Consider the following 22,393-nt stretch of genomic DNA (forward strand, 5'->3'; position numbering starts at 1 on the left):
TATTCCTCCATGTCCACACTCGAGATCTTCCTTGTCGGAGCCGTCGTCATCGTCGCGCTTGTCCTGTTTCTGCTGGTAGCCAAGTTCTTCAATCTCTGGCTGCGTGCACGCATTGCCAATGCACCAGTCAGCTTTCCCACGCTGCTGGCCATGTGGTTGCGCGGCGTGCCCAATGCGCTGATCGTCGATACCCGCATCACCGCAGCCAAGGCGGGCATCCCCATCGGCACCGACCAGCTGGAGGCACACTTCCTCGCAGGTGGCGATGTCACCCATGTGGTGCTCTCCCTCATCGCCTCGGACAAGGCGGGCATCCCGCTCGACTTCAACCGCGCCTGCGCCATCGACCTCGCCTGCAAAGGCACCAGCAAGACCGTGCTGGAAGCCGTGCGCACCAGCATCAATCCCAAGGTCATTGACTGCCCGCACCCTGACATGGGACGCGGAGGCAAGATCGATGCCGTGGCCAAAGACGGCATCTCCCTGCGTGTGCGTGCCCGAGTGACCGTGCGCACGAATCTGGACCGCTTCGTCGGCGGTGCCACGGAGGAGACCGTCATCGCCCGTGTGGGGGAAGGCATCGTCACCTGCATCGGCTCCTCCGCCTCTTACAAGGACGTGTTGGAAAACCCGGACGCCATCTCCAAGCTGGTGCTGCACAAAGGGGTGGATGCCGGCACGGCGTTTGAGATTCTCTCCATCGACATCGCCGACATCGACGTGGGCGAAAACGTGGGTGCCAAGCTCCAGACCGAGCAGGCCGAGGCCGACAAGAAGATCGCCCAGGCCATGGCCGAGATGCGCCGCGCCGCCGCTGTGGCGCTGGAGCAGGAAATGTCCGCCCGCACCCAGGAAATGCGCGCCCGTGTGGTCGAGGCCGAGGCCCAGGTGCCGCTGGCCATCTCCGAAGCCTTCCGCAACGGCCAGCTCGGCGTCATGGACTTTGCCAAGTACAAGAACATGCTGGCCGATACCGAGATGCGCACCAAGATCGCCGGAGATTCTCCTGCCAAGTAACCCCCACGGCTGTGCAGACCATGCATCCACTCCTGCTCAGCAGCGAAGTTGATCCCATGCAGATGGCGATCATCGTCTTCTTCGTCTTTGCCGGGTTCATCAAATGGCTGTGGGAAAGCTGGCAGCAGAAGCAGTCCGCGCCGCCGCCCCTGCCGCCCGACCCCGAGGAGCAGCGCCTGCGGGAGGCCGCCTGGCGCAGGCAGACCGGGCAGTCGCAGGCTCCCGCGCCCGGCAGGCCGCCGCCGCTCCCGCCTGTGGCCGCCCCATCTCCCTGGGATGAACTGCGCAAGGCCTGGGGCGAACTGCAGGAGGCCATGAAAACGCCCGCTTCCGCCCCAGCACGCCCTGCGCGTCCTCAGCAGCGCCAGACCGTGCGCCAGCAACAGCCTGCACCGGCTCGCACACAGCCGCACTCCGTGCGTGCCGCGCTCTCAGCCCCGGCGCAGCGTTCCACTCCGGCCCCCTCCGCCAGCGTGGCTGCGGCCATGCCTGCGCCTGCCGTCACTGCGGTGGCCGCCGTCGTGCCCAAGACCAGCGCCCCGGCTCCAGCTGGTGGCGTGATGAGCAGTTTGCAGAATCTGCGCCGTGATCCCGCGCTCATGCGGCAGGCTATTTTGATGCAGGAGATACTTGGACCGCCAAAAGCCTTGCAATCCTCCGGCGAGTTCGCTAATTAAGAACTTCTTCTTTGAGATATGCCGGCGTGGTGAAATTGGTAGACGCGCTAGACTCAAAATCTTGTATCCGTGAGGATGTGTCGGTTCGAGTCCGACCGCCGGCACTCAAAGAAGCTACAGCAGGGGTTTTGAAAGGGGCAAACATGGCCGGAAAAAGAGGCGTCAAAAAAAGCTGATGGCAGTTTGATGGCAGTTTTGAAACTTTCACTTGGGCTGGACATTCTCACTTTGGAATGCTGAAAAGAGGCAGGCGTACCGAGCACCATTTCCTATTTGAGCCATTATAAGGCATGCTGCCGTCACTTGGGGATTGTTCAAGAGCTGCCGAGCACGGAGCTGTTAAAGAACAGCTCAACGGGAGTTGAAAATGGCTGGGCAGCAGCACTATGTAGTCGATTCCCATGAAAAGCCGGAAAAGGGCACCTCAAAAGCGAGCTCCCTCAAAACGAAAACGTGCGACGCACACAAAAGCTCCCAGACCAGTACCATCTGTCGCATATCACGCTGAATGTCGTCTTCGGCGGTTGCGCCTGTTGTTCGTGGCGGGCCGTCCGAAGAAGTTTTTAACGCAACCTCGCTTTACCGATCATCCCCTCAATGTGCTCCTCCGTCATTGTAACGAGGCACTTTTTTTTGCCCAGAGTGGGAATCGCGTTGCCGATTCCATCCAAGAAGACCTGATGGAGCTTTTACGCAAGGCAGGACACCACGACATCGACCACCAGTATGAGCAGGCTCTCAGATCGGCGAGAGGCATCTTGTTCGACTGCGCGGTCAAACAGGTTATGTATTTTCTTCACAGGGAAGCTCGGGGAGACCTGGAAAAGGCCTTGTGTAGGGTCTTGTTCATTGAAGACCCGTCGATCCTCCATGGTAGCACAACAGTCAGTGAGTACCTGCATGATGGGATCGTGGCTAGAGGCAGCGTTTTTCTTCAGGAGCTGACTGATGACTTTAGGAATGCGGAACGAAGAAAAAGCAGGCTGATCATTGATGACCAGGCCTGGACCATGGCATCACACTGGACCAACCCCCATTGCCCTTTGTGGCTCATGGAAAGGCCAGCAATCCGCAAAGCTTGTAAAGCACATGATCCGAGCGTGGGTTTTTCGCAGGACGCGGTGAATAACCGGCTCAAACGCCTAGGATTCAACCGTGGCAAAACTACTCCCATCGTAGGAGTAAGGAAACAAGGAAATCGTTCCACGATAATAGGCTTCGAGGTGGATGACCGTCCCTTCACCATCCTGGTCGGAAAGGAGTACCCCTTCTCATTCATGCCACCCGGTCGATTCACAGCGGCGGAGCTCAAGGAGAAGGAAGAAGTGTTCGCTGAAGACCGACGGAAACTAGACGCCATTTCAAAGAAGTATGGCAAAAAATCTACGCAGTATAAGGACGCCTTCATCGCCATGCATGCCAAGCCCGACCTGCCCCCACCAGCTCCATCCGGTTATCGAGCCTATAAAAAGAAATAAATTAGGTCGCCCCTTCCCTTGTTTGACAAGGGCTCCAGAGGCGTGGGTCATTCTCGCGTAGGCGGCAAGGACCCGTGATTTTGTCGGCAGTAAGGGCACGATTGCGCCGTCATGAACGCCAAAATCACTGAAATAAACCTTCGTCACCGTTACTCCACAACAGATGCGGCATCGTCTGATCCCAGACCCAACTCAGCCAACAATCTGCCATCCCAAAGGCCGGAATTTATTCGGCTGCCACGTGCTGGCAGTCGTTGTCCCTGGACAAGTCTTAGCCGAGCAAGCCTGAACACCCTCGTCTTGGGTGCCGATGCTCCGGTGAAATCCGTAGTCCTCAGGCAACGAGGAGCGAACAGAGGTGTGCGCCTCATTGTTCTGGCCAGCCTTCTTGAGCATTTAAACAGTCTAACCGAAGGGACCGGCGGTGTAGGCGACCTGTCCGAGCATCCATTTCTTCCAGGAATGAGCCTTTCCGATTAAAGCTCAAATGTTGATGCATAAAGTTCGCCCGGATTGCAGACCGGGTATTTACCTCCCTTTTGAATCATTTTTTTGCCACTAATACGTATGACGGACACAGTTACACTGATGGGTAGTCTGCCAGTGAATAAAAGAAAACTGGAGATGCTAAAGTTGAGTTTACCAAGAGATAAAAGATGCAGCAATTCAGTTCGTATGTATCAAAACGAAGATCGTGGAATTCATAAGTTATCATCTATTAACACCACGTTTCATTTAAATAAAGATAATCAACTTTTTAAGGTTGAATGCGACCTTCCTCATCTCTTGTATGGTCACACTGGAAGGCTTATCAGTAATGAGGGCTTGCTCCAAAAAGCGCTGTATAGGTTGGATAGCTTGATAAAATCTGTATTAGAGGATGATTACGCCAAAAATTTGGTAAAAGGTTTATCTGCGGTAGATCAGATGTACTTTAAGCGTGTCGATCTGGTGTGGCAGTACAACATGGCTATGCCACTGTTAACACCGGTAATGCGCTTGGCTAAGCACAAGCGTATTAACTGTAGTGCCACCGTGCACGGTAATCAAAATGTCACTTTTTCTGGGAAAAACTTAAAGGCGGTGTTTTATGACAAAAAGTTGAAGATGCACCGCAAGCCTGGTGGTGTTACGAGAATAGAATTCAAGGTCGAGGGTAAAGCATTTTTGACAGAGTTGTTCAAAGCGGACAAGAAGATGGGATTAACAGCCCTTCATTTCGACGACCTTTACGAGCGGTATAGAGAGCTTTTGCTTGGATTCGCAAATACGGACAAGTGCGCCATACCCAATGGTCGTTCAATTGAAGATTTTCTGGCTATTGCTGAAATGCGTCATCCAGGAATTACAGAGATATACTGCCAAGTGCGATGCTCAAAACGACAGACCAGAAGCAAGTTGAGGGCGAAAATCAAAGCTCGGAAAATGCAGACCTTTAATCTTGATGATCTTGTCCCAGCCGACTCGATTCCCTCCGTGGTGGAAGTGGAGGATTTAGAGGTGGAAGATGAATTTAATGCCATGATAAAAAGGGCGGGCCTTTTTTGTTGATCGATTGAAAATCAGCACCGGTGTTCTTTTAGTCCTGCGAATCAGTGAGCACAAAAAGCTTATTCAAAAGAGAGGGCTCACGAAGTGAGCGAAAGGAGCGTTAACTGTGAGGGCTTGTAAGCCGAGCAAGCGCCGAGCGACCGACGAGCGGAGCGAGGAGGGAGTTGAGAAGCTGCGAAAGCTTACTGTGCCCTCACATATACAGTGGATGCATATGAGATTAACTTCTCCATTGCTCCGCTCGTCGTCCGAATCCAAGACGAGGAAATGGATCGCCGTTAACACTGGCTGCAAAGAAAAATGGGGTGTATATGCAGCATTCTTATGAGCATGGCCTGCAGTGCCACCAATGGTGGGGAAGGTGTGAGCCATAATTATTACAGTTCACCAGCAAGCTGCAGCACCCCGCTCAAATTTTATTGACAATTTCTGCCGGTGTAAGATTATGTATCACCTTTCTGCTTCGCCATGCATTAAGGTGGGTGCTTATAGTCGCTCAATCAGTCACGTCGAAGAGTGCGTGAGGATTAAATAATCCCAAATCACAACACTCAACCTCTAACAGCTGACTGACAAATGACTCTCCACCACTAAACTCCCCCCCTCCCCCAGGACAAAGTTCCTGATTGAACGCCTGCCCCAGCCAGAAGGTAGGGGCATCCGGAGCCTTTCATAGGTTCAAACACAAGATAGTCCACACGGCAGCATCATGCTCGTGCGGTCAGTCACGCCCTCATCACGAGCGCACAAGCTTTTCAAAAATGTTCACAATGAAACTAGTTTCAACAAAACGGACGAAGAAATCATCAAAGCGTGCTGGTGGCAGTACAGCTGTACAGCAGCCCAAATCACTCAGCACACGTGATACAGAAAAACCCACGCAAAAAAAGAAGTCAGAAAAAATTGAGGCACTATACGCAATAATCCACGGAGCAGCCGGAAGTGACGAGGAAGAAGGAGGGGGGAAGTCTCCAGCGAGTGCTTTGGAAAAGTTTCCTATTCAGGCGCTGTGGAATGATAAAATGACAGATACTCACAAGACCTTAGCTGAGAGATACGGTGATCCATTTATTACAAAACGTGAAGGCGAAGTAGTTGACTGGGATACTCATTACTGGGCAGCCCGATATGCCTTGGAGAATTTGGTCATGTACATTCCGGTGGAGTCACAATTTTATCAGTACATAGATACTGACGGCACATGGTGTGCAATGCGGCACGAGGACCTTCTGGATGACATTGCTAGGTATCTCCTAAAACTTTCAAAGATGGCCAAAGAACCTATACTCATGAAAAAACGAGGTCCTGGTAAGCTTGGTGAAATGATAAAATGCCTGAAAAAGATGGCAAAACGGTTCGAAGCTTTTCCAGAGCAGAAACAAGGCGTGCTTCATCTGGCTGACTGCATGCTGCACATTGACGGTTCAGGCGTCCAGAAACATCTGTTCTCTTATACATATTTCAGCAGACAAAAATCCACATTTTCCTATGACAGCACTGCTACCTGTTCTCGATTTTTGAATGAACTGGTCCTTGCTGCAATGGATCAACAAGATGCGGAAATGCTGCAGCACTTTTGTGGGCAGTTTCTACTCGGGAGAAATTTGTTCCAGGTGTTTTTGGTCCTCAGCGGGGCAGCTCGCAGTGGGAAGGGAACAATCGTCAGGATTATTCAGGAAATTGTCGGGTGCTCCAAAATCAAGGAACTTCGCACCCAACACTTGGCGGGTAGGTTTGAGCTTGATGATCTCAGCAAAGCCACACTCCTTTTAGGGTCAGACGTGTCTGAAGACTTCCTCTCAAATCAGGGGGCTGCGGTTATAAAAAAAATTACAGGTGGGGACACGGTGGCAAGTGAGAAGAAGGGTGGAGACAAGGGCTACCAAAAAGCAGATCACAATGTGCTCATTGCCACCAACAGTAAACTTCTGGTGAAGCTCCAAGGCGACGTTTCAGCCTGGAAGCGCCGCATGCATATCATTGAGTTTGCTCGCGCTCATAGCGGTCCACCAATCGTGAATTTTGATAAAATTTTGATCGCTGAAGAAGCGAGCGGAATTCTGAACTGGTTCATTACGGGAGCCCAAAAAATTTTAGCACTTTGCCAAGAGGGGAGCGATTTCCCCGCAACAACCGAACAAAGAGCCAGAGTGGAAGCCTTGCTACATGCCAGTGAGTCAATCGACTACTTTGTCGAGAAGGGGCTAGGCTTGCGGGAAGACCATGACGTTACGAGTGATGAGCTTTTTGAGGGCTACGAACTTTTTTGCACAAATCGTGGATGGAAATCTGAATCAAAAGGACGCTTTTTACGAGATCTGCCGCTAAAAATTAAGAGGCATTACAATTTGGTCAGAAGTCATGACATCAAGCGAGATGGTAAGCCTTTGAGGGGGTACAGGCGATTGGCGCTCAATCCATCTACTGGGGCTTCATCTGGGGATCTCAAGAATTCAGGTGCCTGAACACGGAGCCTTTTTGGTGTTGGTGCTCACGTCTCGGACGCCTCGGACACCTCGGACGCATTACGCGAAGTTCGTCGTGAATCCGAATTCGGGATTTCTACGCTCATGCTCAATACTGCCGATCTAGCGTCCGATGCGTCCGATGCCACCAGGGTGAATTCAGGCCTCAATAGCTATACTGTATTTTTAAAAGGCAGTAAAAATTAGGCATAGCTGACGAAATGGATGGCGACGCATACAATTCATATAAAGCATTAATGTGCTTATTTCGGCCTTTTGCCTACTTGATAGCCCAATTATTTTTTTTCGAGTCGTCGTTACTTTAAATATCAAGTTTTTCGCATCACGGGACTGTGGCATGCGGCAAGCTCTTGAAAAAGCGAGGTTCCCATTGGAATCCCAGCCATATGGTGCAGAAACATGTGCACTCTGTTTTGGATTGCTGCTGGGCTGATCATGCTGGCATCCAGATCAAATAACCAGCACTCCGGTGCCTGTGCATATAAAAACCCCGCATGCTTTTTCAAAGTGGCCGCATTTTTCAGGATGATTCGGCTTTTGAAGATCTCCCCGCCTTTCTCAAATGCATCGCCGTTAATTTTAAAACGGTGGAATTTTCAGGTGAAGGGTGGTCCTGAGTGTCAGCCAAGATGGCTGGCATCCTCCCATCCGCTGCTGACCCGCAGCTTCTCCCCTGTCTGTCATCCCGAATATGTTGCCGGAATGATCTTGGCTGCATGACCAATCATGTCTTTTTGCCACCCGCCTTTTTGACCGGCTCTTTTGCCGCCAAATGGGGCTGGAGAGACTCTGAAAGGATCTTGCCGACATCCAGTTTGAGGGCCAGGCCATATCGAATGAGATTCAATATCGTTGGGTTTTGCTCCTCATCCTCAATGAATTTCACTGTGGCCCGGTCGATGTCGGCAAGACCAGCAAGGGACTTTTTGGAGATGCCACGGGCCTCCCGTTCCTGAGCGAGACGTTTGCTCAGTTCGGCATTGATTAAATTGGCCGCATCCTTGGACACGCCATGACCATGATTGACAAATTCACGCCTAGGGATGAGGATAAATCCACACCCTACTGGTTTAACCTCAGGATGAACCCAGCTTGGCCTCTCCTTCTAAACAAAACTCCTTTCATGCATGGACCCGGAGATAAAACGCAGACTCGATGATCAACTCGCCTCTGGAGAGCAGAGCCCTGAAGACCACGATGAATACCAGCGCAAGTTGGAGGCTCTTCAAGCTGCTGACGTCATTCTCGCACAGGCAACAGGGGATTGGACGGGTACCCCTCCCACAAAGCAATCAGCAGTTGGTCCTGTGCCGACTGAGCCTTCGAGCGACTACGAGAGGCCCAGGAACCGGGGCATCGCAGTGTTTTTGACCGTATGCCAGCTAGCTCTTTTGGTGACATCAGCAGTTTTGATCTCCAAGTTGGGACAGTTGGTGCCACTCCATCTTATGCTCGGCTACCTCGTTGGTGCCGTGGTGGGTTTCCCAACGTTTTTGATCGGCTGCTATCGGAAAAGCAAACTTGCGAGCACCAGCTGGTGGGCAGCCATGATGGGTGGCGCTTTGTCGCTCGGTCTCCTTTCGTTCCCAATCGCCATCTATTTTGGCTACCGAATCATACGCCATCGAGAAGTGGTCCCCAGCGCAGAAATGCAACCAGCCTAAAGCCATGAATACCCAAACCAAACTCCAATTGGATGAGCGACTGATCGAAGGCGCGATCACTCCTGAAGAATATCTGGCGACGATCACAGCTGCCGCCCAAGCAGCCGTGAGCAGTACCAGACGTGAAAGAGGCAACGCCACTAAAAACTCGCATCGGGGACTGAAACCCTGGCAGCTAGGTCTGCTCATCCCGGTTATTTTGCTTGTCAGTTCGATGCTTGCTGAGCAGCCACCTATGCCTACGGGCTATACGGCAAGTGTCCCGGCACAGCCTGTACCATCACCATCCCCTGAGCAGAAGACACTTCGCGATTATTACGCTCCTTCCGGTGTGAGTTCGAGCCTCTTCTCCATGCCAGACCCCAAAACCATGGCTCGTGGTGCCAATCCAGGGCAGGGAAGCCAGCCACAGATCAGCCCGGAGGATGCATACGCCATGGGGATCGCGATGGCACCTCTTCTTCAGATGCAGCAAGAAAAGCTTGCTCAGCAGCAGGAGGCTGCTCGCCAGCAACAGGAAGCAAATCAGCGGAGGAAGCAGCAGGAGGCTCAACAAGCTTTGGAATACGCACAGCGAATGCAGTCCATGGGGGTTCCTCATTGGGCACGTCCGCAGACTGGTCAGCAGCAAACTGCTCCTTCAAATATTCACCCAGCCCCAACTGGCGGTCCATACACCTTCACATGTGATCGTTGCGGACTTATCCAGAACTACTCGCTACAGCCTGCTGTCATGCCTCGCTGCCCCAGGGACAATGGTTCGATGCGTCTGCGTAGGTGAATCTGATGACAGCCTAGGACCACGTCGAGACAGTTGCGCACCTCATGGAGCTGAATGTTATGACCGAAGAAATCAACGATGCCACCATTGCGGGTGACGAGGATGTCGTGAATGAAGCGGGTCCCGCAGGTGCCGAGGCAAGGCTGTTCAAGACGGACTGGGTGGAGGGCGAAGAAACTGCTTACGGGTTCAAAGTTGTAGGCGGAGTCCTTTCAGGACCGGGGGGATCTTGGCCGATTAGAAGCATTGCATCCATTCAGGTTAAGACCGCTGATAAGGCCGGATTTTGGGAGGCGATTGGCTGTGGCTCTGCCACCGCTGTTTCAGTATTTATTGAAGGGCGGGAGATCACCGTTTTGCGGATTGAGCACCCGTTATTTGAACGGCCAGAGGTATGGTTCGATAAGCAGTTAAAGTGCAAGCAGGTCGTAAATCTGGTGACTCATTTCATGAAGAAGGAGGCCATGACCACCTGATCGATAAATCCCCCGGACTTTCCAAGTTGAGGCAAGATTTAAAAATCCTCACCAATATCTAAATTCACGACACCCCGGCAGACCGCAGCCTGCCGGAGCGAAGTGGTTGAGCCGTCAGGCGGACAATCCGACGTATGTATCGAGCAGTCCATGCAGGGCTTCAGTCCGCTTTGGCAGTTCTGCCAGATTGCCGTCCTTCAGCGATTCAGTGAACGCGTTGAACAGGCTCCAGACGTTCCTTGCCGTGAAGTCGTCATGACGTGGCTCACGCCATTCTTTCAGAACTGGAGGAATCAGCCGGTTTGAGCAGACGCCGACGTCCGTTGCGCGGATCACCAAATCATGCGCATTGATGTCGGTGATTTCTGCCTGTTTGTAGGTGGCGATCCTCTTGTCCTGATGATGCCACTTGGCGACCAGGAGGCCGATGGATCTGCTGACCAGCTGGGGCAGGTCACGATTGATGTGTCGGGTGTGCTTTCGGCCAAATTTGATCTCGCCCGAAAACGAGAGGTTATCGCAAACGAAGACGCTAGCACCTGCCACGATTCCGGCGGGAAAGGTTTTGTCATGGCTGTTGCGCAGGCCCAGCACCCAGCAGTAATCCGTATTGGAATGCTGCGAGTGAATCTCCATCAGGCCGAAGTAGCGCTGTCCCTCGTGGGACAAGGAATGAGCCTGTGTCCCGATGCGCAGGCTGGTGGTCGCAAGCGTCTTCTGAACGGTGCTGATGAGCTGATGGTGTGGAATGGGATGCCAGCTGGAGGTGGAGCGAGGTGTATGGACAGCACGGACCTCCTTCAGGTCCACGGCTTCGGCACCGCAATGAAGAATCAGGTTGGGGCTGCGGCGAGGAGGCAGGATAATGGCGGCTTCTTGATCGAGTTGAGCAATCATGGTGTTGTTTTCCTGGGGTGAATGTTCGGTAAAACAAGGCGGGCCGGTGCATCTGAGATGCAGCCGGCCCGTGCCTTGAGTTGGAGGTGATGCGGTGAACTGCTAGATACGCACGCTTTGCAGCGAGCGAAGCGTCTGGCGTACGCCTTGGATTTCCTTCTCGCTGGCCTTCTGCTCACGCATGGCCTGGCGGATTTGGTCGCCCACTTTCGTGAGCCCGTTGATCGATTCGCGGAAACCAGTCTTGATGCTCTCAATCTGAAGCAGGGCTGCTTCAAGAGGGGATTTGGTTTCCTGTTTCTCCCCGGCATTTGTTGGCGAGGGTGCTGTGTTGTTGCTTGCTGGGGCAGGGGAATGGCTGCCGTTGGTGGATGTTTGCATGGGTGGTGATGTGGGTTGTTCTGCAGGAGACGGTGGTGTTTGCTGATCTTGCTTCTTCGGTGCCGTTGGTGTGGGTGTGCTGACTGGGGGAGTCTCCAGGCGCACAGGAACAGCGATAAGCTGTTTACCCCCGCTGCTGAACCGAAGCGGAGAGCTTGGATCAATGAGGCTGATGACGTTGAGACCGAAGGAAAGAGCTGTCTGCATGTGATGGCGATCTAGGAAGATCGTCATTTCCGGCCCTGTGCCCTTGGTGTCGGGCACAGGCACACGCAGCCAGGTGTCTTCAGGCTTGTCCCTGCCCAGTAGCACCAGTTGGTCGTCCTCCCAAGCCAGGCCGAGTGTATGATAACGATCCTCATGACAGGGCATCCGCTGGATCAGCTTGATCAGCGCATCCAGTTTTGCCGGGTCGAGGGTGAGAACCGTTTTTGTCTCAGCTGGGTTGGGAATGGGGGCTTTCCAGTCAGGGTAGTTGCCTTCGATGGTCTTGGTGATGAAGCGCCAGCGGCGAGTGCAGACCTGGAGGTGCTGTTCTCCCACGCGGATCTGCCATTCACCATCTGAACGGAATTCTTTCCATTCCAGGAACTTGTGGGCTGGAATGATGACAGATTCCTTGAGTGGCAGCGTGAAGGAGTTGGCGGAGTACAGTTGCCTGCCGTTGGAGGCGACGATGTAGTGCGCCTTCGGGTCCCTGGCGTCGATGAAAGTGCCGTTGAGCACGTGCCGGGTCTGGTCGGTGCTGGCGCATTCCATCGCTTCCAGGATGGAATCTCGCAGCCCCGTTGGCAGGGGGATGGCCTCGTTTTTCATTTTCGGAACCAGTGGGAATTCCCCCGGCTGGATGAAGGGCACCCTGGATTCCCCTTTGGACTCACCAAGAGGGAAACGGATGACGCTGGCTTCCTGGGATGATGACACTTCAAGAGCCTCACCCTTGCCGCAGCTTTTGACCAGTTGGGAAAGCTGGTCGAAGGGCAGAAGAACCATGGAGGGTGGTCCTTCCGTGGGGTGTTCAAAACGGACGGTGGCCCAGCGATCAAGGTCCGTACTGGTCAACGCAATCCAGCCGTCTGCAGTGCGTTCGACTTTGATTGTGCCGAGGACAGGAAGTGTGGCCTTAGCGTTGATGATTTTACCGAGGCCGGCGAGAGCTGGCTTCAATTCTGCGATGGGTAGTGTGATGGGTTTCATAGTGGTGGTGATGGGTGAGTAAGCAAAAGCCCATGAGCCGGATGAGGCGCATGAGCTTGAGCGGTGAGTTGATCAGACCGATACTGGCACTTCAGCTTTGTATTTGAGCTGGCTGATGGTGCATTCCTCCGCGCGGATGTCTCCACGCGGGCCGAGGAAAACGGGCTGGTAGATGCTGCCGGACTCCTTGAAGGCGTAAAGATAACGGCAGTCCACGACAGCTCCGACCTCGGGAATGTCGTGGTTTGGTGGGATGGTGACGTTGCCTGCAGGATGCAAAGTTCCGCTCTCAAAAAGGCTCAATGCAACGCTCCGTTGATCGTTCACCTTAGTGACAATGAACGAGGCGGTTTCATAGAACTTGTACTTGAGCTGGCTGCCACCGCTGTTGGGACGGCCAGGAGTGTAGGGTGCATCCTTGTGCTTGAAGACAACGCCTTCTTTGCCTTCGCGTTTGAACTGGTGGAACCAGCCTGCCATACCTGGGGTGGAGAGACACTTTACCTCCCGGATGTGCTGATGGTAGAAGGCATTGAGCATATCGCGCATGCGCAGATAGCGCACGGAGAAGCACTTGTTGCGCATGTCCTCAGAACCGATGGTGAGCAGGTCGAAGGCGTGAAAGGTGTCTCCGACCGCTTCGCCATCGAGCAGGAAGTTGCGCGGGTATTTCGCCGCATCACGGCGTATCGTTTCCGGCACTGCGGTTGGAAATCCAAGGCGGTTGATGCCGGTGATTTCGTCCCCATCCTTCCTGAGCAGAAGGCGTCGGCCGTCGAGCTTCTCCTGCATCCAGTATTCATCACTGAACAGAAATTGATCGAGCTGCTGGTCGGTGATGGAATTGAGGAGCTGGCAGTGGATGCCACTGTGCTGGCTGGGTGCATCTGGTGGCTTGGGCTTGGCGGTGTCAGGACCGGGTGCGTATCCCTTCGCGGTCTTTTCTCTGATGAGCTTGTCGTAAATGGCTTTGGCAACCTGATACTCGACCGGCACCTGGGTTTTGCAGCCGGTGGTGAGCGTGGTGCCTCTGCGGCCATACGCAAAGTGGACCATAAAGCCTTGATCCTTGGGCTGGATGCTGGCTTGATACACTTTGTCCGAAGGCCCCTGACGAAAATAGAGAGTGGTGGAATCCATGGTGGTGTCCTTTCTAAAATGAAGGAGCCGGACAATCGCGAAATCGTCCGGCTCCTATTGTGTTGGGGTTTCTGGGCTGGCTGGCATCACTTCATGAGGCACTGACTCAGCTTGGCGATGATGCTGCAGATCGTGAAGATGAGTGTGCCAAGAAGATCGAGGATGGTGGTGAGAAGGAGTTGGAACATAAGGGTAGGATGATTTGGGTGTTGTGGGTGAGGGTGGTTCAATGCCATTTGCGGCACTCGTTTTGGAACTCGCAGCTCGCGCAGTGCATGCCCGGTGAAGGCACAAACCGCTCCAACTGAAGCCCTGTGATGTAAGCCTCCATCTGCCGTAACAGCCGGGTCTCCTGCTGCTGGCTCATGGGGGGAAGGTGAGTGATGACCACCTTCGGGTTTTTCAGCTTCACCAGGTGGTGAAGCTGGATTCCATTTTCCTGCTGGCCCGTATTGTGCCGGTAGAGGATGGAGTACGAGGTGGTCTGGATCTCGTGGCTGTGGGCTATTTTGTCCGTATTGGGAGTGGTGGCTGCTGTCTTGTAGTCGATGATCTGGCGTTGCTGCACGAGATCGAGGACGCCAATGAGCCTGGGCAGACCATGCTGGTGAAGGTCTGCTTCAACCGGGACCTCGACAGCATCGGGCTTCACCTCTGCGGGAACATGGGATTCACGCAGGTAAGTGTCCACCAGACGCCAGCCAGTCGTCTTTTCATCTTCTTCCTCTCCCGGCTCCCATTTGACGGAGCCTTCGGAGGTGTCCGCCCATGCTGCGGTGTATGCATCATGAGCCTGCTTGAGCGTCAGCGGCTTTTGGAGCCAGCGCGCTTTGTTCCAGCTCTTCAAGACGGAGTGAACCGAATTGCCGAGATGGAGGGATGGAGTCTTCGGCTTGGATAGCTTCAGAACGTAGCGGAAGAACCATTTCAGCCTGCATTGCAGGAACAGTGACAACCGCGAGGCTGACACTGTTCTCTGCAAGGCTTCGATGATCTCATTCACGTTCGGCTCCCTAACGGGTGGTGGAGCTTCTGCGGTGGCATTCATGCGGCTTGGCGGTTGGCGGGTTGCTGCTGCCAGCGAGACTGGCGAGGTGCGGGCTTGCCTGCTTTCACGAGGAGGTCCTCGATGAGCTGGGACGCCTGCAACTTGTTAAGCTGCTTCACACCGATGCCGAAGAGCTGCTGGGACAGATCCTCCGCTACCTGTTTGGTGATGCTGGGGTTCTCGTTGACGATCCGAAGGATGAACCCCTTCTGACCGTCTGTGCAGTTCCAGGCATCACTGCTGGCAGCACGATACGGTAACGCCCCGTTGGAGCCATTGGCATGGGTGCGACCCCCACCGTTGAGCTGGTAGGTCCGTCCGTTGCTCGGGGGCTTTCCGGTGGTGGTATCAGGCACATAGCCTGGATGCTGAATTTCCTGATCAACGCTGGTTTGCAGGAGGGCGTAAAGCTTCTGCACTTCGGCTTCGACCTGGGTGATGTCGTTGAGTTCGACTTCGACGGATGCAGAAAAGCTGTGACTGCTGTACTGGGGCAGACCAAGTTTTTTGCTGTAGTTGGCGCTGAGTTTGATGGCCATATGGGTGGATGTGTGGGTGGTGGGTTGTGGATGGACACGAAAAAGCCAGACCGTCGTTGGCCTGGCTGCTGCGTGTTTCGTGATGTGTTGTTTTTTCTTCCTATGCCGCCGCTTGAGCAGTGACATACGGCGGTGTCTCCTCTGCCACTCTGAGAGTGGTGGCTTTGTGCCAGCCGTGTGAATCTTTGAGGGATTCTCGCAGCAAGTCGTCTGCCAGACGTGTCATCGGGATGCCCCGGTGACGTGCCTCGTGGTAAAGCAAGCTCACTGTAAAACGGGTGAGCGCTGGAGTGTAGTGTGTAGGGCGTGCCATGGTGGTGTGGTAGGTTCAGCCAACCTACGAAAAGCCCGGTCTGAAATGAATCAGACCGGGCTGGATGGTGGATGGTTTAACCGGAGTTAGAAAAGGAAGCCATCAACGGACTGACATCAAAGGCTTCGGTTAGTCAGTTGTTTATCACACAGAACATGGCCTCGTTGCGGCCACCCTTGGTTTCTTACGCAGCAGCAGCGAACGAAAACCTGAATTTACGCCCTGCGGGTTCGGTTGCCGTGCCTTCGAGAAATTGTCTTTTGCATGGCAAAATTTCAGAAATGCAGACGAGTGGGTTGGTCTGGCCTCTGTCCTCATTCGTGATGACCAACACGGCTCGTGCTCCGATAAGAGCCTTCAGCTCAGCTTGCCCTGCTTCCCCGTCTGGGAAATACTGGCTTAGCTGATCCTCTGTAAGCCAAGCGCGAAGGTCTCGTTCAAGCCAGTGTGGAGCGTCCGGATCATAGATTTTGGCAGCCTTCCTGTCTTGATCGAGCGCCCCTTGTCTAGGAATTTTGAAGATGAGCCGAAATTGGCCTGGCTTTTTGTGGTATGGAACGACATCAGCTAGCGTGGCGTGGTAGCGACCTGAAGGAACGAGCCAGTCCATTTGGTTATACGGCGAGGAGGAAGTGGATTTATAATACATATTATTTTATGCGTTAATTGTTGTTTTGCTGACATGATTAGAACGCTGTAGCCCATGAAAAAGTTGGTTAAAAAAGAGAAAAATTGTTAGGTAAAAGTGTATGTATAGTGGGCGCTTGGAAGACACCTGTTTTTTATATGTAAACTTGCCTGTGAAGCCTTAAATGCTAGCCGCGCACGCGGATTCCCTTGCCTGTCTGTCGCCGTGGGCGTTTCTTTCCCCATGTGCAGCCGCCTCAATCAGTTCGCCAGCATCCCCGCGCTAGCAGTTGCTGGGAAAGAACTGAAAATTGAGCGGCGGAAAATGAAAAAGGAGGAGGATAAGAAGGCTGAAATTCAGGTGTTCAACAACATCTGCCCAACGGATTATGCTGACGTCCTGACCTTGCAGGCGGGTGAGGTGGGCATTGAGCGCATGCGCTTTGGTCTTGTGCCAGCTTGGGCCAAGGGCAGCAAGAAGGAGGTCGTGAAGAAATTTGGTCTCACTTTCAATGCCCGGTGTGAAAGCATCTTTGAACTGGCGTCATACCGGCAGCCGATCCTCAGTCAACGCTGCCTTGTTCCGGTGCGTGGCTGGCATGAGTGGCCTGAACGCACCACTCCGTATTTTATTCATCGCTCGGATCATGAGCCTCTTTTGCTGGCGGGTATTTGGGATATGTGGGAAAGCCCCTACCCAGAGGATTTTGAGGACGGACCTGTCATCACCTCCATGAGTGTTGTCACGACGCCTCCTGGCCCCTACATGGCCAAGTTCCATGACCGTAGCCCGCTGATCCTAGAAGGGGAGAACGCTCTCAGTTGGCTGCAGCCGGAGATGCAGGTCGATGATCTTCGGGCTTTCTTTAAACCGTACGATAGCGAGCAGCTCGAAGCCTACCGTGTTTCGACTTCTGCTAGTCAGGTCCGCAATAAGACAGAGGAAGTGGTGCGTCCCATTGCACCACCTGTACCTCATCATGGGCCATACGAGTCTGCACCCCTTGACAGGGCTGTGGATGCTGACAGCCAGCCCATGCTCCCAGGGCTCCTCTCTGAGCCCTCCCGAGGGGGCTGAGCTGAATTCGCTCCCTCGTCTGGCTGGGAAGAACTTGGGTTCACAGATTACTTGATACTGTTCCAAAGAACAGTATTTGGTGCGCCATGCTCGAAATTCTCCAGAATCACCCTTTCGACCTGCTGTGGCTGTCCCAAGACCGTTCCTGGCTGCGACATCAGGTTCCGCTTCTTGGCAGCATCATTGCAGGCAGGCCGGAGTTCCAAGAGGGGCGGGTGGACAGCTGCATCGACATCGACCCAACGACATTGAGACTGCCGAAAAACGCCCGCACCTTTGCTCTGAAGGTGCGGGGCGATTCGATGTGCAGGGCGGCCATACTGGAGGGGGATATTGTCATCATGGAGCTTCGCGAGGCCAAGCATGGTGACATCGTGGCAGCCCTCATCGACGGGGAGACGACTTTGAAGCGTTTCATCGTCAAGGGAGGCGTGCCTTACTTGCGGGCTTCAAACCCGAATTATCCCGATCTCATACCGGCGCGTGAACTGGTCATTCAAGGAGTGCTGATAGCACTGCTGCGCATCCCACAAAAATGACGTGTCATGATCCTCCATTGCGATGCGGATGCATTCTTTGCCAGTGCAGAGCAAGCTGCTGATAAACGGCTGCGTGGTCGCCCAATTGCTGTGGGTGGTGAACGGCGCGGCATCATCGCTTCAGCCAGCTATGAGGCCAGAAAACTGGGCATCTATACGCCTATGCCCACTGCAAAGGCACGCAAGCTCTGTCCCAACCTCATAGTGCTGCCGTGTCATTTCGACCTCTACGAACGGATGTCGAGGCTCATGTTTTCTTATGCGTATGACTTCACACCAATCGTCGAGCAGGCATCCATTGATGAGTGCTACCTTGATCTTCACGGCGCAAAGCAGACCAGGGCCGGCGAGGCTGCAGCCAAACTGCAACAGGCCATCGGGCAGAGCTTGAAGCTGTCCGTATCGGTGGGCGTGGGTGCGAACAAACTGGTGTCACAGATCGCCAGCAAACTTCGCAAACCTCACTGCTTCATTGAAGTTGAACCCGGACATGAGCAGGGATTTCTCTGGCCGCTGGAGAACAAATGGCTGCCGCAGGTCGGCCCTCATCTCGCTGCCAAGCTCAACACTGCTGGACTTCGGCACATCGAGCACATCGCCAAAACACCCGTGGATGAACTTTTCCTACTGGTCGGTAACGGGGCACCGACGCTTCATGATTACGCAATGGGCAACGACTTGAGGCCCGTGGTTTGTGATGCACCTGCTGCCAAAAGCTACGGCGAGCAGGAAACATTCGTTCAGGATACCACCGATACGGCATTCATCCTCGCACGCCTGCGAGCGATGACCGACGCTCTCATGAGTCGCGTGCGGCAGGATGGGAAAAGCATACGCACGATTACGTTGCGACTTCGCTATAACGACATGGACGAGGCGACGCGCTCAGCCAGCCTTGATGAGCCAACGGATCTCGAACACGATATTTACCCGCTGCTGCAAGCCATGCTGAATCGTGCGTGGGAGCGTCGAGTGAGCGTGCGTCTAGTCGGCCTGCGGTTCACCAAAATTTATGAGGCAGGTTTTTGCAGTGTTTTGCCGTTGGAGCAGTCTGACATCAAACGGGGGCGTCTGCATACACTCTCTCTCGTGGTGGACGATTTGCGGCGGGAACAGCGCAGCATCATGCGCGGTCATGATCTTTGGCTTTCGCAGCACAAGCACTCTCCCCGTCAGACACTGCCCAAGACGCGTCCGGTCACAGATGCAGCGGCAAGCGTGACGAATCGAGTATTGCGGGAACGGCCTGGCAGTCCGCAAATAATCAGCCATGCAGGGAGGCTGGCGTTTCCTGCGCTCAACGTGAAGAGCTGTTTCAGCTTCCTCGACTCCACTCTCACCATTCCTGCCATCATCGAAGCTGCGGTTGCAAATGACATGCCTGCCGTGGCTATCACAGACAAAAATCTGCACGCTGCTGTGCCATTTTTCCAAGCGGCCGCAGCTGCAGGGATCAAGCCAATCATAGGTGCGGAGCTGTGCTGCAATAAGCAACGTCTGCTCGCCTACGTGCAAAATGTGAGGGGCTACCAGAACCTCTGCCGCCTGCTTTCCCACAACAACGAAGCCTGCATCCATCAGGCACTACTCGATACGTATCGCGAAGGTTTGATCATCATTCCGGCCGATACTGCTGATGTGGCCCTGCCTGAAATTCGCTACCACAAACCGGAAGACCGGGTGTTCTTCGACATCGTGCAGAGCATGAGAACGCTCACTCTGCTGCATGAGAAGCATGCGGAAAAGCGGCGAGGTGATTTTGCCTTTCATCCACCCGGGAAATGGTGCGAACGCTATTCAAACACTGCTTTGCAGGCTGTGCGGGAAGTGGTGGATCAATGTGACTTTGCCTTCGACTTCAAGACTCTGCGGTTTCCTCGCTATACGCCTGCTGATGGGAGCACGCCTGCGGCCATGCTGTATCAATTGGCGCATGAGGGGCTGAATCGACGCTACGGCGGCGAAGCAAAGCGACACGTGACACAACTGTGGGAGGAGCTTTCGATTATCGCCGAAGTCGGATACGAGGAATACTTTCTCACCGTCTGGCACCTGCTTCAGGAGTGTGCGGGGCAGGGGATTGGCTGGATCACTCGTGGCAGTGCTGCCGATTCCCTCGTCTGCTATGCGCTTGGCATCAGCAATGTTTGCCCCATACGCTTTGAGCTTTATTTCAAGCGCTTCCTCAACCGAGACCGCATGGCCCTGCAAAAGCTGCCGGACATTGACATCGACTTCGCGCATGATCATAAGGACGATGTAGTCAGGCTCTTGCTCGACCGTTATGGTCCCGAACACGCTGCCATCGTTGGAGGGTTCAATACCTTTCAGGCACGCTCAGCTTTCGGTGATGTCGCCAAAGTGCTAGGGGTTGCTGAAAATGAAATACGCCGTCTCACCGAGCACATGCCCTGGACGGATGCCAGGCATGCTGCCGATGCCGTGGCAGTCTCGCGTGAGTGCGATCTTGTTGCATGGCAGGAGGAGCCATTACGCACAGCATTGCTCACGGCGGGGATGCTGGATGGAGTTCCCCGATACGCCAAAATGCACCCCTGCGGTGTCGTGCTTTCGCGTGATCCGATTCGCGATCAGACGCCTACGTTCATAAGCTCAAAAGGCTGGCCCACTACTCATTTCGATATGGATGCAGTGGAGGCGGTCGGATTGATCAAGCTGGATATTCTTGCCCAGGGGGGGCTTGCTGTCTTGCGAGATACGCAAATCACCTTGGGTGCTCAGGGGAAGGCTTTGGATCTGCAGTCTTTGGAAGTAGGCCTGCATGGCGGGACAGAAGAACCTGTCCGGACAGAGCCCTTAGAGCCTTGGAGTGACCCTGGCGTCTGGAACATGATCGCCAAGGGCAATGCACGTGGGGTTCATCATATCGAAAGCCCGGCCATGACCAGTCTAGCCTGCATGGCTGATGTGCGGGACATCGACCGTCTGGTCGCGATTGTGTCCGTCATCCGGCCCGGTGCTGCCAATGGTCTCAAAAAAGCGCAGTTTGCTCGTCGTGCCCAGGGGCTGGAACCGGTGGATTATACGCATGAAAGCTTGGCTCCCGTATTGCGCTCCACCTTTGGGGTTGTGGCGTATGAGGAGCACATCTTGCAAATATGTGAGGCCTTTGCCGGGTTGCCTCCTGGTCGTGCGGATGTCCTACGGCGAGCCCTGGTCAAGCAGGACCGCGCCAAGATCAATGAGGTGAAGACTGAGTTCATGCAGGCAGCCAAGAAACGCCGACGCGATGCATACAGTATCGCTCACGTGTGGGATCTGGTGGCAGGATTCCAGGGATACGCCTTTTGTCGTGCTCATAGCACTGCCTACGCTGTCGAGGCGTATCAGGGAGCCTACGCCAAGCACTACCATCCCGCCGAGTTCATGGCCGGCGTGCTCACGAATGGCAAGGGGTTCTATTCTTCGTTGGTTTACACCCTGGAATGCCGACGTCTGGGTATCGGCTTCCTCTCACCCGATGTGAACACCCCTGCCGATGGCTTCACCGTCGAGTGTTCCACGGCACTACACGGCACGCCTGCGGTGCCTTTGGGCAAAGCGATACGTCTGCCAATACGGGTTATCAAAGACCTCAGTGAAGCCACTCTAACTCGTTGGCGTGCGGAAGTTGCTAGAGCACCCTTTTCCACCATCCGGGATTTTTGCGAACGTGTCCGTCCTGAGGGGGCCGAAGCATTGAACCTCATCCGTGCTGGAGCCTTCGACTCTCTGGGAGGTGGCCGCACCGAGCAGTTTTGGCGTTGCATGCATTGCTCACGGGACCTGAACACCGGGGGTGATTGGCTGTTTCGCGATGCTCGCGAAGACGACATCCGAGCCTGTTTCCGCGAGGAACCGACCATGCTGCAGATGCTTCAAGATGAACTAGATCTCTTCGGCTACACCGTCAGCGGCCATCCGCTGGACCTGCACCCCCAGGTTGCATGGCATACCTACTGCCCGATTGTCGACCTCCATCGCTACCCCAACCAGCGCGTCACCGTCTGTGGCTTGATCATTGTCAGCCGTTCACACCTGCAACAGGACGGCCAACCCATGAAATTCATCTCGATTTGCGACCGGACGGGCATTGTTGAGTGTGAAATTTTTGCCGATGCTTACCGTAAGTTCGGACTGAACACGATTCGTTACCCTGTGGTACAGGTCACCGGGGAGGTGAAGCCGTTCGACAATGGCGCGGGCTATACGCTGGAGGTGCTGCGGGTGGAGGGGGGGAGGACGATTTAGAATGAGTGAAGGGCACATCCATTAAGCCTGCCAGAGCACACATCTTCGTCATAACAGGGGGCAGCGCTGCGAATCACCCGGCAAAAATCTTGTGAGATCGTGCCTGGCGGGGTGACGGCATCTGGTCTCGGGTGGCTTAATCTTGAAAAAAGCCCCGATCACCTTCTTGCGGAGGAATGTTGACGAGTCTTGAGGAACACTCTAGAACAACGTCTTGTGTTCACCAAAAACAATGCCTTCCATCGCGATCCTG

Annotated in this window: 20 protein-coding genes and 1 tRNA gene; 13 read left to right on the plus strand and 8 right to left on the minus strand. The window is 54.2% G+C overall.

Going from position 1 to position 22,393, the window contains the following annotated elements; genetic code table 11:
• Positions 1-9: 9 nt before the first annotated feature.
• From floA to HNQ65_RS00380, 7 genes are all read left to right on the plus strand, one after another.
• Positions 10-1,017 (plus strand): flotillin-like protein FloA, encoded by a 1,008-nt coding sequence (gene floA / locus HNQ65_RS00345; protein WP_184337277.1) that lies wholly within the window; start codon positions 10-12, stop codon positions 1,015-1,017.
• 20 nt (positions 1,018-1,037) lie between these two features.
• The gene (locus HNQ65_RS00350) at positions 1,038-1,694 is read left to right on the plus strand and encodes a hypothetical protein (RefSeq protein WP_184337278.1); all 657 of its coding nucleotides are present in this window, start codon (positions 1,038-1,040) and stop codon (positions 1,692-1,694) included.
• A gap of 20 nt (positions 1,695-1,714) precedes the next feature.
• Positions 1,715-1,798, plus strand: a tRNA-Leu gene (locus HNQ65_RS00355).
• A gap of 297 nt (positions 1,799-2,095) precedes the next feature.
• On the plus strand, positions 2,096-3,172 hold the full coding sequence (locus tag HNQ65_RS00360) for a hypothetical protein (RefSeq protein ID WP_184337279.1): 1,077 nt from the start codon (positions 2,096-2,098) through the stop codon (positions 3,170-3,172).
• Between the two features lie 567 nt (positions 3,173-3,739).
• Complete coding sequence (locus tag HNQ65_RS00370) at positions 3,740-4,723, plus strand: hypothetical protein (RefSeq protein ID WP_184337281.1); 984 nt, start codon at positions 3,740-3,742, stop codon at positions 4,721-4,723.
• A 770-nt stretch (positions 4,724-5,493) separates the two neighbouring features.
• Complete coding sequence (locus HNQ65_RS00375; RefSeq protein ID WP_184337282.1) at positions 5,494-7,188, plus strand: DUF5906 domain-containing protein; 1,695 nt, start codon at positions 5,494-5,496, stop codon at positions 7,186-7,188.
• A gap of 420 nt (positions 7,189-7,608) precedes the next feature.
• Positions 7,609-7,929, plus strand: coding sequence for a hypothetical protein (locus tag HNQ65_RS00380; protein WP_184337283.1), 321 nt, complete (start codon positions 7,609-7,611; stop codon positions 7,927-7,929).
• 4 nt (positions 7,930-7,933) lie between these two features.
• Here HNQ65_RS00380 and HNQ65_RS00385 read toward each other — a convergent pair whose 3' ends face one another.
• Entirely contained in the window at positions 7,934-8,218 is a 285-nt protein-coding gene (locus HNQ65_RS00385) for a helix-turn-helix domain-containing protein (protein ID WP_184337284.1), read from the minus strand.
• Positions 8,219-8,336: 118 nt separating this feature from the next.
• On the opposite strand from HNQ65_RS00385, the gene HNQ65_RS00390 reads away from it, so the two are divergent.
• The 3 genes from HNQ65_RS00390 to HNQ65_RS00400 are packed head-to-tail and all read left to right on the plus strand — an operon-like array spanning position 8,337 to position 10,130.
• On the plus strand, positions 8,337-8,873 hold the full coding sequence (locus HNQ65_RS00390) for a hypothetical protein (RefSeq protein WP_184337285.1): 537 nt from the start codon (positions 8,337-8,339) through the stop codon (positions 8,871-8,873).
• A gap of 4 nt (positions 8,874-8,877) precedes the next feature.
• On the plus strand, positions 8,878-9,654 hold the full coding sequence (locus HNQ65_RS00395) for a hypothetical protein (RefSeq protein WP_184337286.1): 777 nt from the start codon (positions 8,878-8,880) through the stop codon (positions 9,652-9,654).
• Positions 9,655-9,713: 59 nt separating this feature from the next.
• Positions 9,714-10,130 (plus strand): hypothetical protein, encoded by a 417-nt coding sequence (locus HNQ65_RS00400; protein WP_221306001.1) that lies wholly within the window; start codon positions 9,714-9,716, stop codon positions 10,128-10,130.
• A gap of 114 nt (positions 10,131-10,244) precedes the next feature.
• On the opposite strand, the gene HNQ65_RS00405 is transcribed toward HNQ65_RS00400, so the two are convergent.
• The 7 genes from HNQ65_RS00405 to HNQ65_RS00435 all read right to left on the minus strand — a co-directional run bounded on the left by HNQ65_RS00405 (position 10,245) and on the right by HNQ65_RS00435 (position 16,255).
• Entirely contained in the window at positions 10,245-11,027 is a 783-nt protein-coding gene (locus HNQ65_RS00405) for a DUF932 domain-containing protein (protein ID WP_184337288.1), read from the minus strand.
• A gap of 102 nt (positions 11,028-11,129) precedes the next feature.
• Positions 11,130-12,605 (minus strand): DNA polymerase III subunit beta, encoded by a 1,476-nt coding sequence (locus tag HNQ65_RS00410; protein ID WP_184337289.1) that lies wholly within the window; start codon positions 12,603-12,605, stop codon positions 11,130-11,132.
• 72 nt (positions 12,606-12,677) lie between these two features.
• On the minus strand, positions 12,678-13,745 hold the full coding sequence (locus HNQ65_RS00415; RefSeq protein ID WP_184337290.1) for a WGR domain-containing protein: 1,068 nt from the start codon (positions 13,743-13,745) through the stop codon (positions 12,678-12,680).
• Between the two features lie 226 nt (positions 13,746-13,971).
• The gene (locus HNQ65_RS00420) at positions 13,972-14,793 is read right to left on the minus strand and encodes a RecB family exonuclease (protein WP_184337291.1); all 822 of its coding nucleotides are present in this window, start codon (positions 14,791-14,793) and stop codon (positions 13,972-13,974) included.
• Entirely contained in the window at positions 14,790-15,332 is a 543-nt protein-coding gene (locus HNQ65_RS00425; protein WP_184337292.1) for a hypothetical protein, read from the minus strand. The genes HNQ65_RS00420 and HNQ65_RS00425 overlap by 4 nt, the downstream gene beginning before the upstream one ends.
• Positions 15,333-15,432: 100 nt before the next feature.
• Positions 15,433-15,645, minus strand: coding sequence for a hypothetical protein (locus HNQ65_RS00430; protein ID WP_184337293.1), 213 nt, complete (start codon positions 15,643-15,645; stop codon positions 15,433-15,435).
• 184 nt (positions 15,646-15,829) lie between these two features.
• The gene (locus HNQ65_RS00435) at positions 15,830-16,255 is read right to left on the minus strand and encodes a hypothetical protein (protein ID WP_184337294.1); all 426 of its coding nucleotides are present in this window, start codon (positions 16,253-16,255) and stop codon (positions 15,830-15,832) included.
• Between the two features lie 261 nt (positions 16,256-16,516).
• Between HNQ65_RS00435 and HNQ65_RS00440 the strand changes: the two genes are divergently transcribed.
• From HNQ65_RS00440 to dnaE, 3 genes are all read left to right on the plus strand, one after another.
• Complete coding sequence (locus tag HNQ65_RS00440; protein ID WP_184337295.1) at positions 16,517-17,350, plus strand: SOS response-associated peptidase; 834 nt, start codon at positions 16,517-16,519, stop codon at positions 17,348-17,350.
• 86 nt (positions 17,351-17,436) lie between these two features.
• Positions 17,437-17,889: a LexA family protein gene (locus HNQ65_RS00445; protein WP_184337296.1), complete on the plus strand. Its 453-nt coding sequence runs from the start codon at positions 17,437-17,439 to the stop codon at positions 17,887-17,889.
• A 6-nt stretch (positions 17,890-17,895) separates the two neighbouring features.
• On the plus strand, positions 17,896-22,140 hold the full coding sequence (dnaE, locus tag HNQ65_RS00450) for a DNA polymerase III subunit alpha (protein WP_184337297.1): 4,245 nt from the start codon (positions 17,896-17,898) through the stop codon (positions 22,138-22,140).
• Positions 22,141-22,393: the final 253 nt, after the last annotated feature.

It is taken from the genome of Prosthecobacter vanneervenii (assembly GCF_014203095.1).
GTDB classification, from domain to species: Bacteria; Verrucomicrobiota; Verrucomicrobiia; order Verrucomicrobiales; family Verrucomicrobiaceae; genus Prosthecobacter; species Prosthecobacter vanneervenii.

Coding starts and splice junctions, on each gene's coding strand:
- floA (WP_184337277.1), top strand. CDS start 10: ATGTCCACACTCGAGATCTTCCTTGTCGGAGCCGTCGTCATCGTCGCG.
- HNQ65_RS00350 (WP_184337278.1), top strand. CDS start 1,038: ATGCATCCACTCCTGCTCAGCAGCGAAGTTGATCCCATGCAGATGGCG.
- HNQ65_RS00360 (WP_184337279.1), top strand. CDS start 2,096: ATGAAAAGCCGGAAAAGGGCACCTCAAAAGCGAGCTCCCTCAAAACGA.
- HNQ65_RS00370 (WP_184337281.1), top strand. CDS start 3,740: ATGACGGACACAGTTACACTGATGGGTAGTCTGCCAGTGAATAAAAGA.
- HNQ65_RS00375 (WP_184337282.1), top strand. CDS start 5,494: ATGAAACTAGTTTCAACAAAACGGACGAAGAAATCATCAAAGCGTGCT.
- HNQ65_RS00380 (WP_184337283.1), top strand. CDS start 7,609: ATGTGCACTCTGTTTTGGATTGCTGCTGGGCTGATCATGCTGGCATCC.
- HNQ65_RS00390 (WP_184337285.1), top strand. CDS start 8,337: ATGGACCCGGAGATAAAACGCAGACTCGATGATCAACTCGCCTCTGGA.
- HNQ65_RS00395 (WP_184337286.1), top strand. CDS start 8,878: ATGAATACCCAAACCAAACTCCAATTGGATGAGCGACTGATCGAAGGC.
- HNQ65_RS00400 (WP_221306001.1), top strand. CDS start 9,714: ATGACCGAAGAAATCAACGATGCCACCATTGCGGGTGACGAGGATGTC.
- HNQ65_RS00405 (WP_184337288.1), bottom strand. CDS start 11,027: ATGATTGCTCAACTCGATCAAGAAGCCGCCATTATCCTGCCTCCTCGC.
- HNQ65_RS00410 (WP_184337289.1), bottom strand. CDS start 12,605: ATGAAACCCATCACACTACCCATCGCAGAATTGAAGCCAGCTCTCGCC.
- HNQ65_RS00415 (WP_184337290.1), bottom strand. CDS start 13,745: ATGGATTCCACCACTCTCTATTTTCGTCAGGGGCCTTCGGACAAAGTG.
- HNQ65_RS00420 (WP_184337291.1), bottom strand. CDS start 14,793: ATGAATGCCACCGCAGAAGCTCCACCACCCGTTAGGGAGCCGAACGTG.
- HNQ65_RS00425 (WP_184337292.1), bottom strand. CDS start 15,332: ATGGCCATCAAACTCAGCGCCAACTACAGCAAAAAACTTGGTCTGCCC.
- HNQ65_RS00430 (WP_184337293.1), bottom strand. CDS start 15,645: ATGGCACGCCCTACACACTACACTCCAGCGCTCACCCGTTTTACAGTG.
- HNQ65_RS00435 (WP_184337294.1), bottom strand. CDS start 16,255: ATGGACTGGCTCGTTCCTTCAGGTCGCTACCACGCCACGCTAGCTGAT.
- HNQ65_RS00440 (WP_184337295.1), top strand. CDS start 16,517: ATGTGCAGCCGCCTCAATCAGTTCGCCAGCATCCCCGCGCTAGCAGTT.
- HNQ65_RS00445 (WP_184337296.1), top strand. CDS start 17,437: ATGCTCGAAATTCTCCAGAATCACCCTTTCGACCTGCTGTGGCTGTCC.
- dnaE (WP_184337297.1), top strand. CDS start 17,896: ATGATCCTCCATTGCGATGCGGATGCATTCTTTGCCAGTGCAGAGCAA.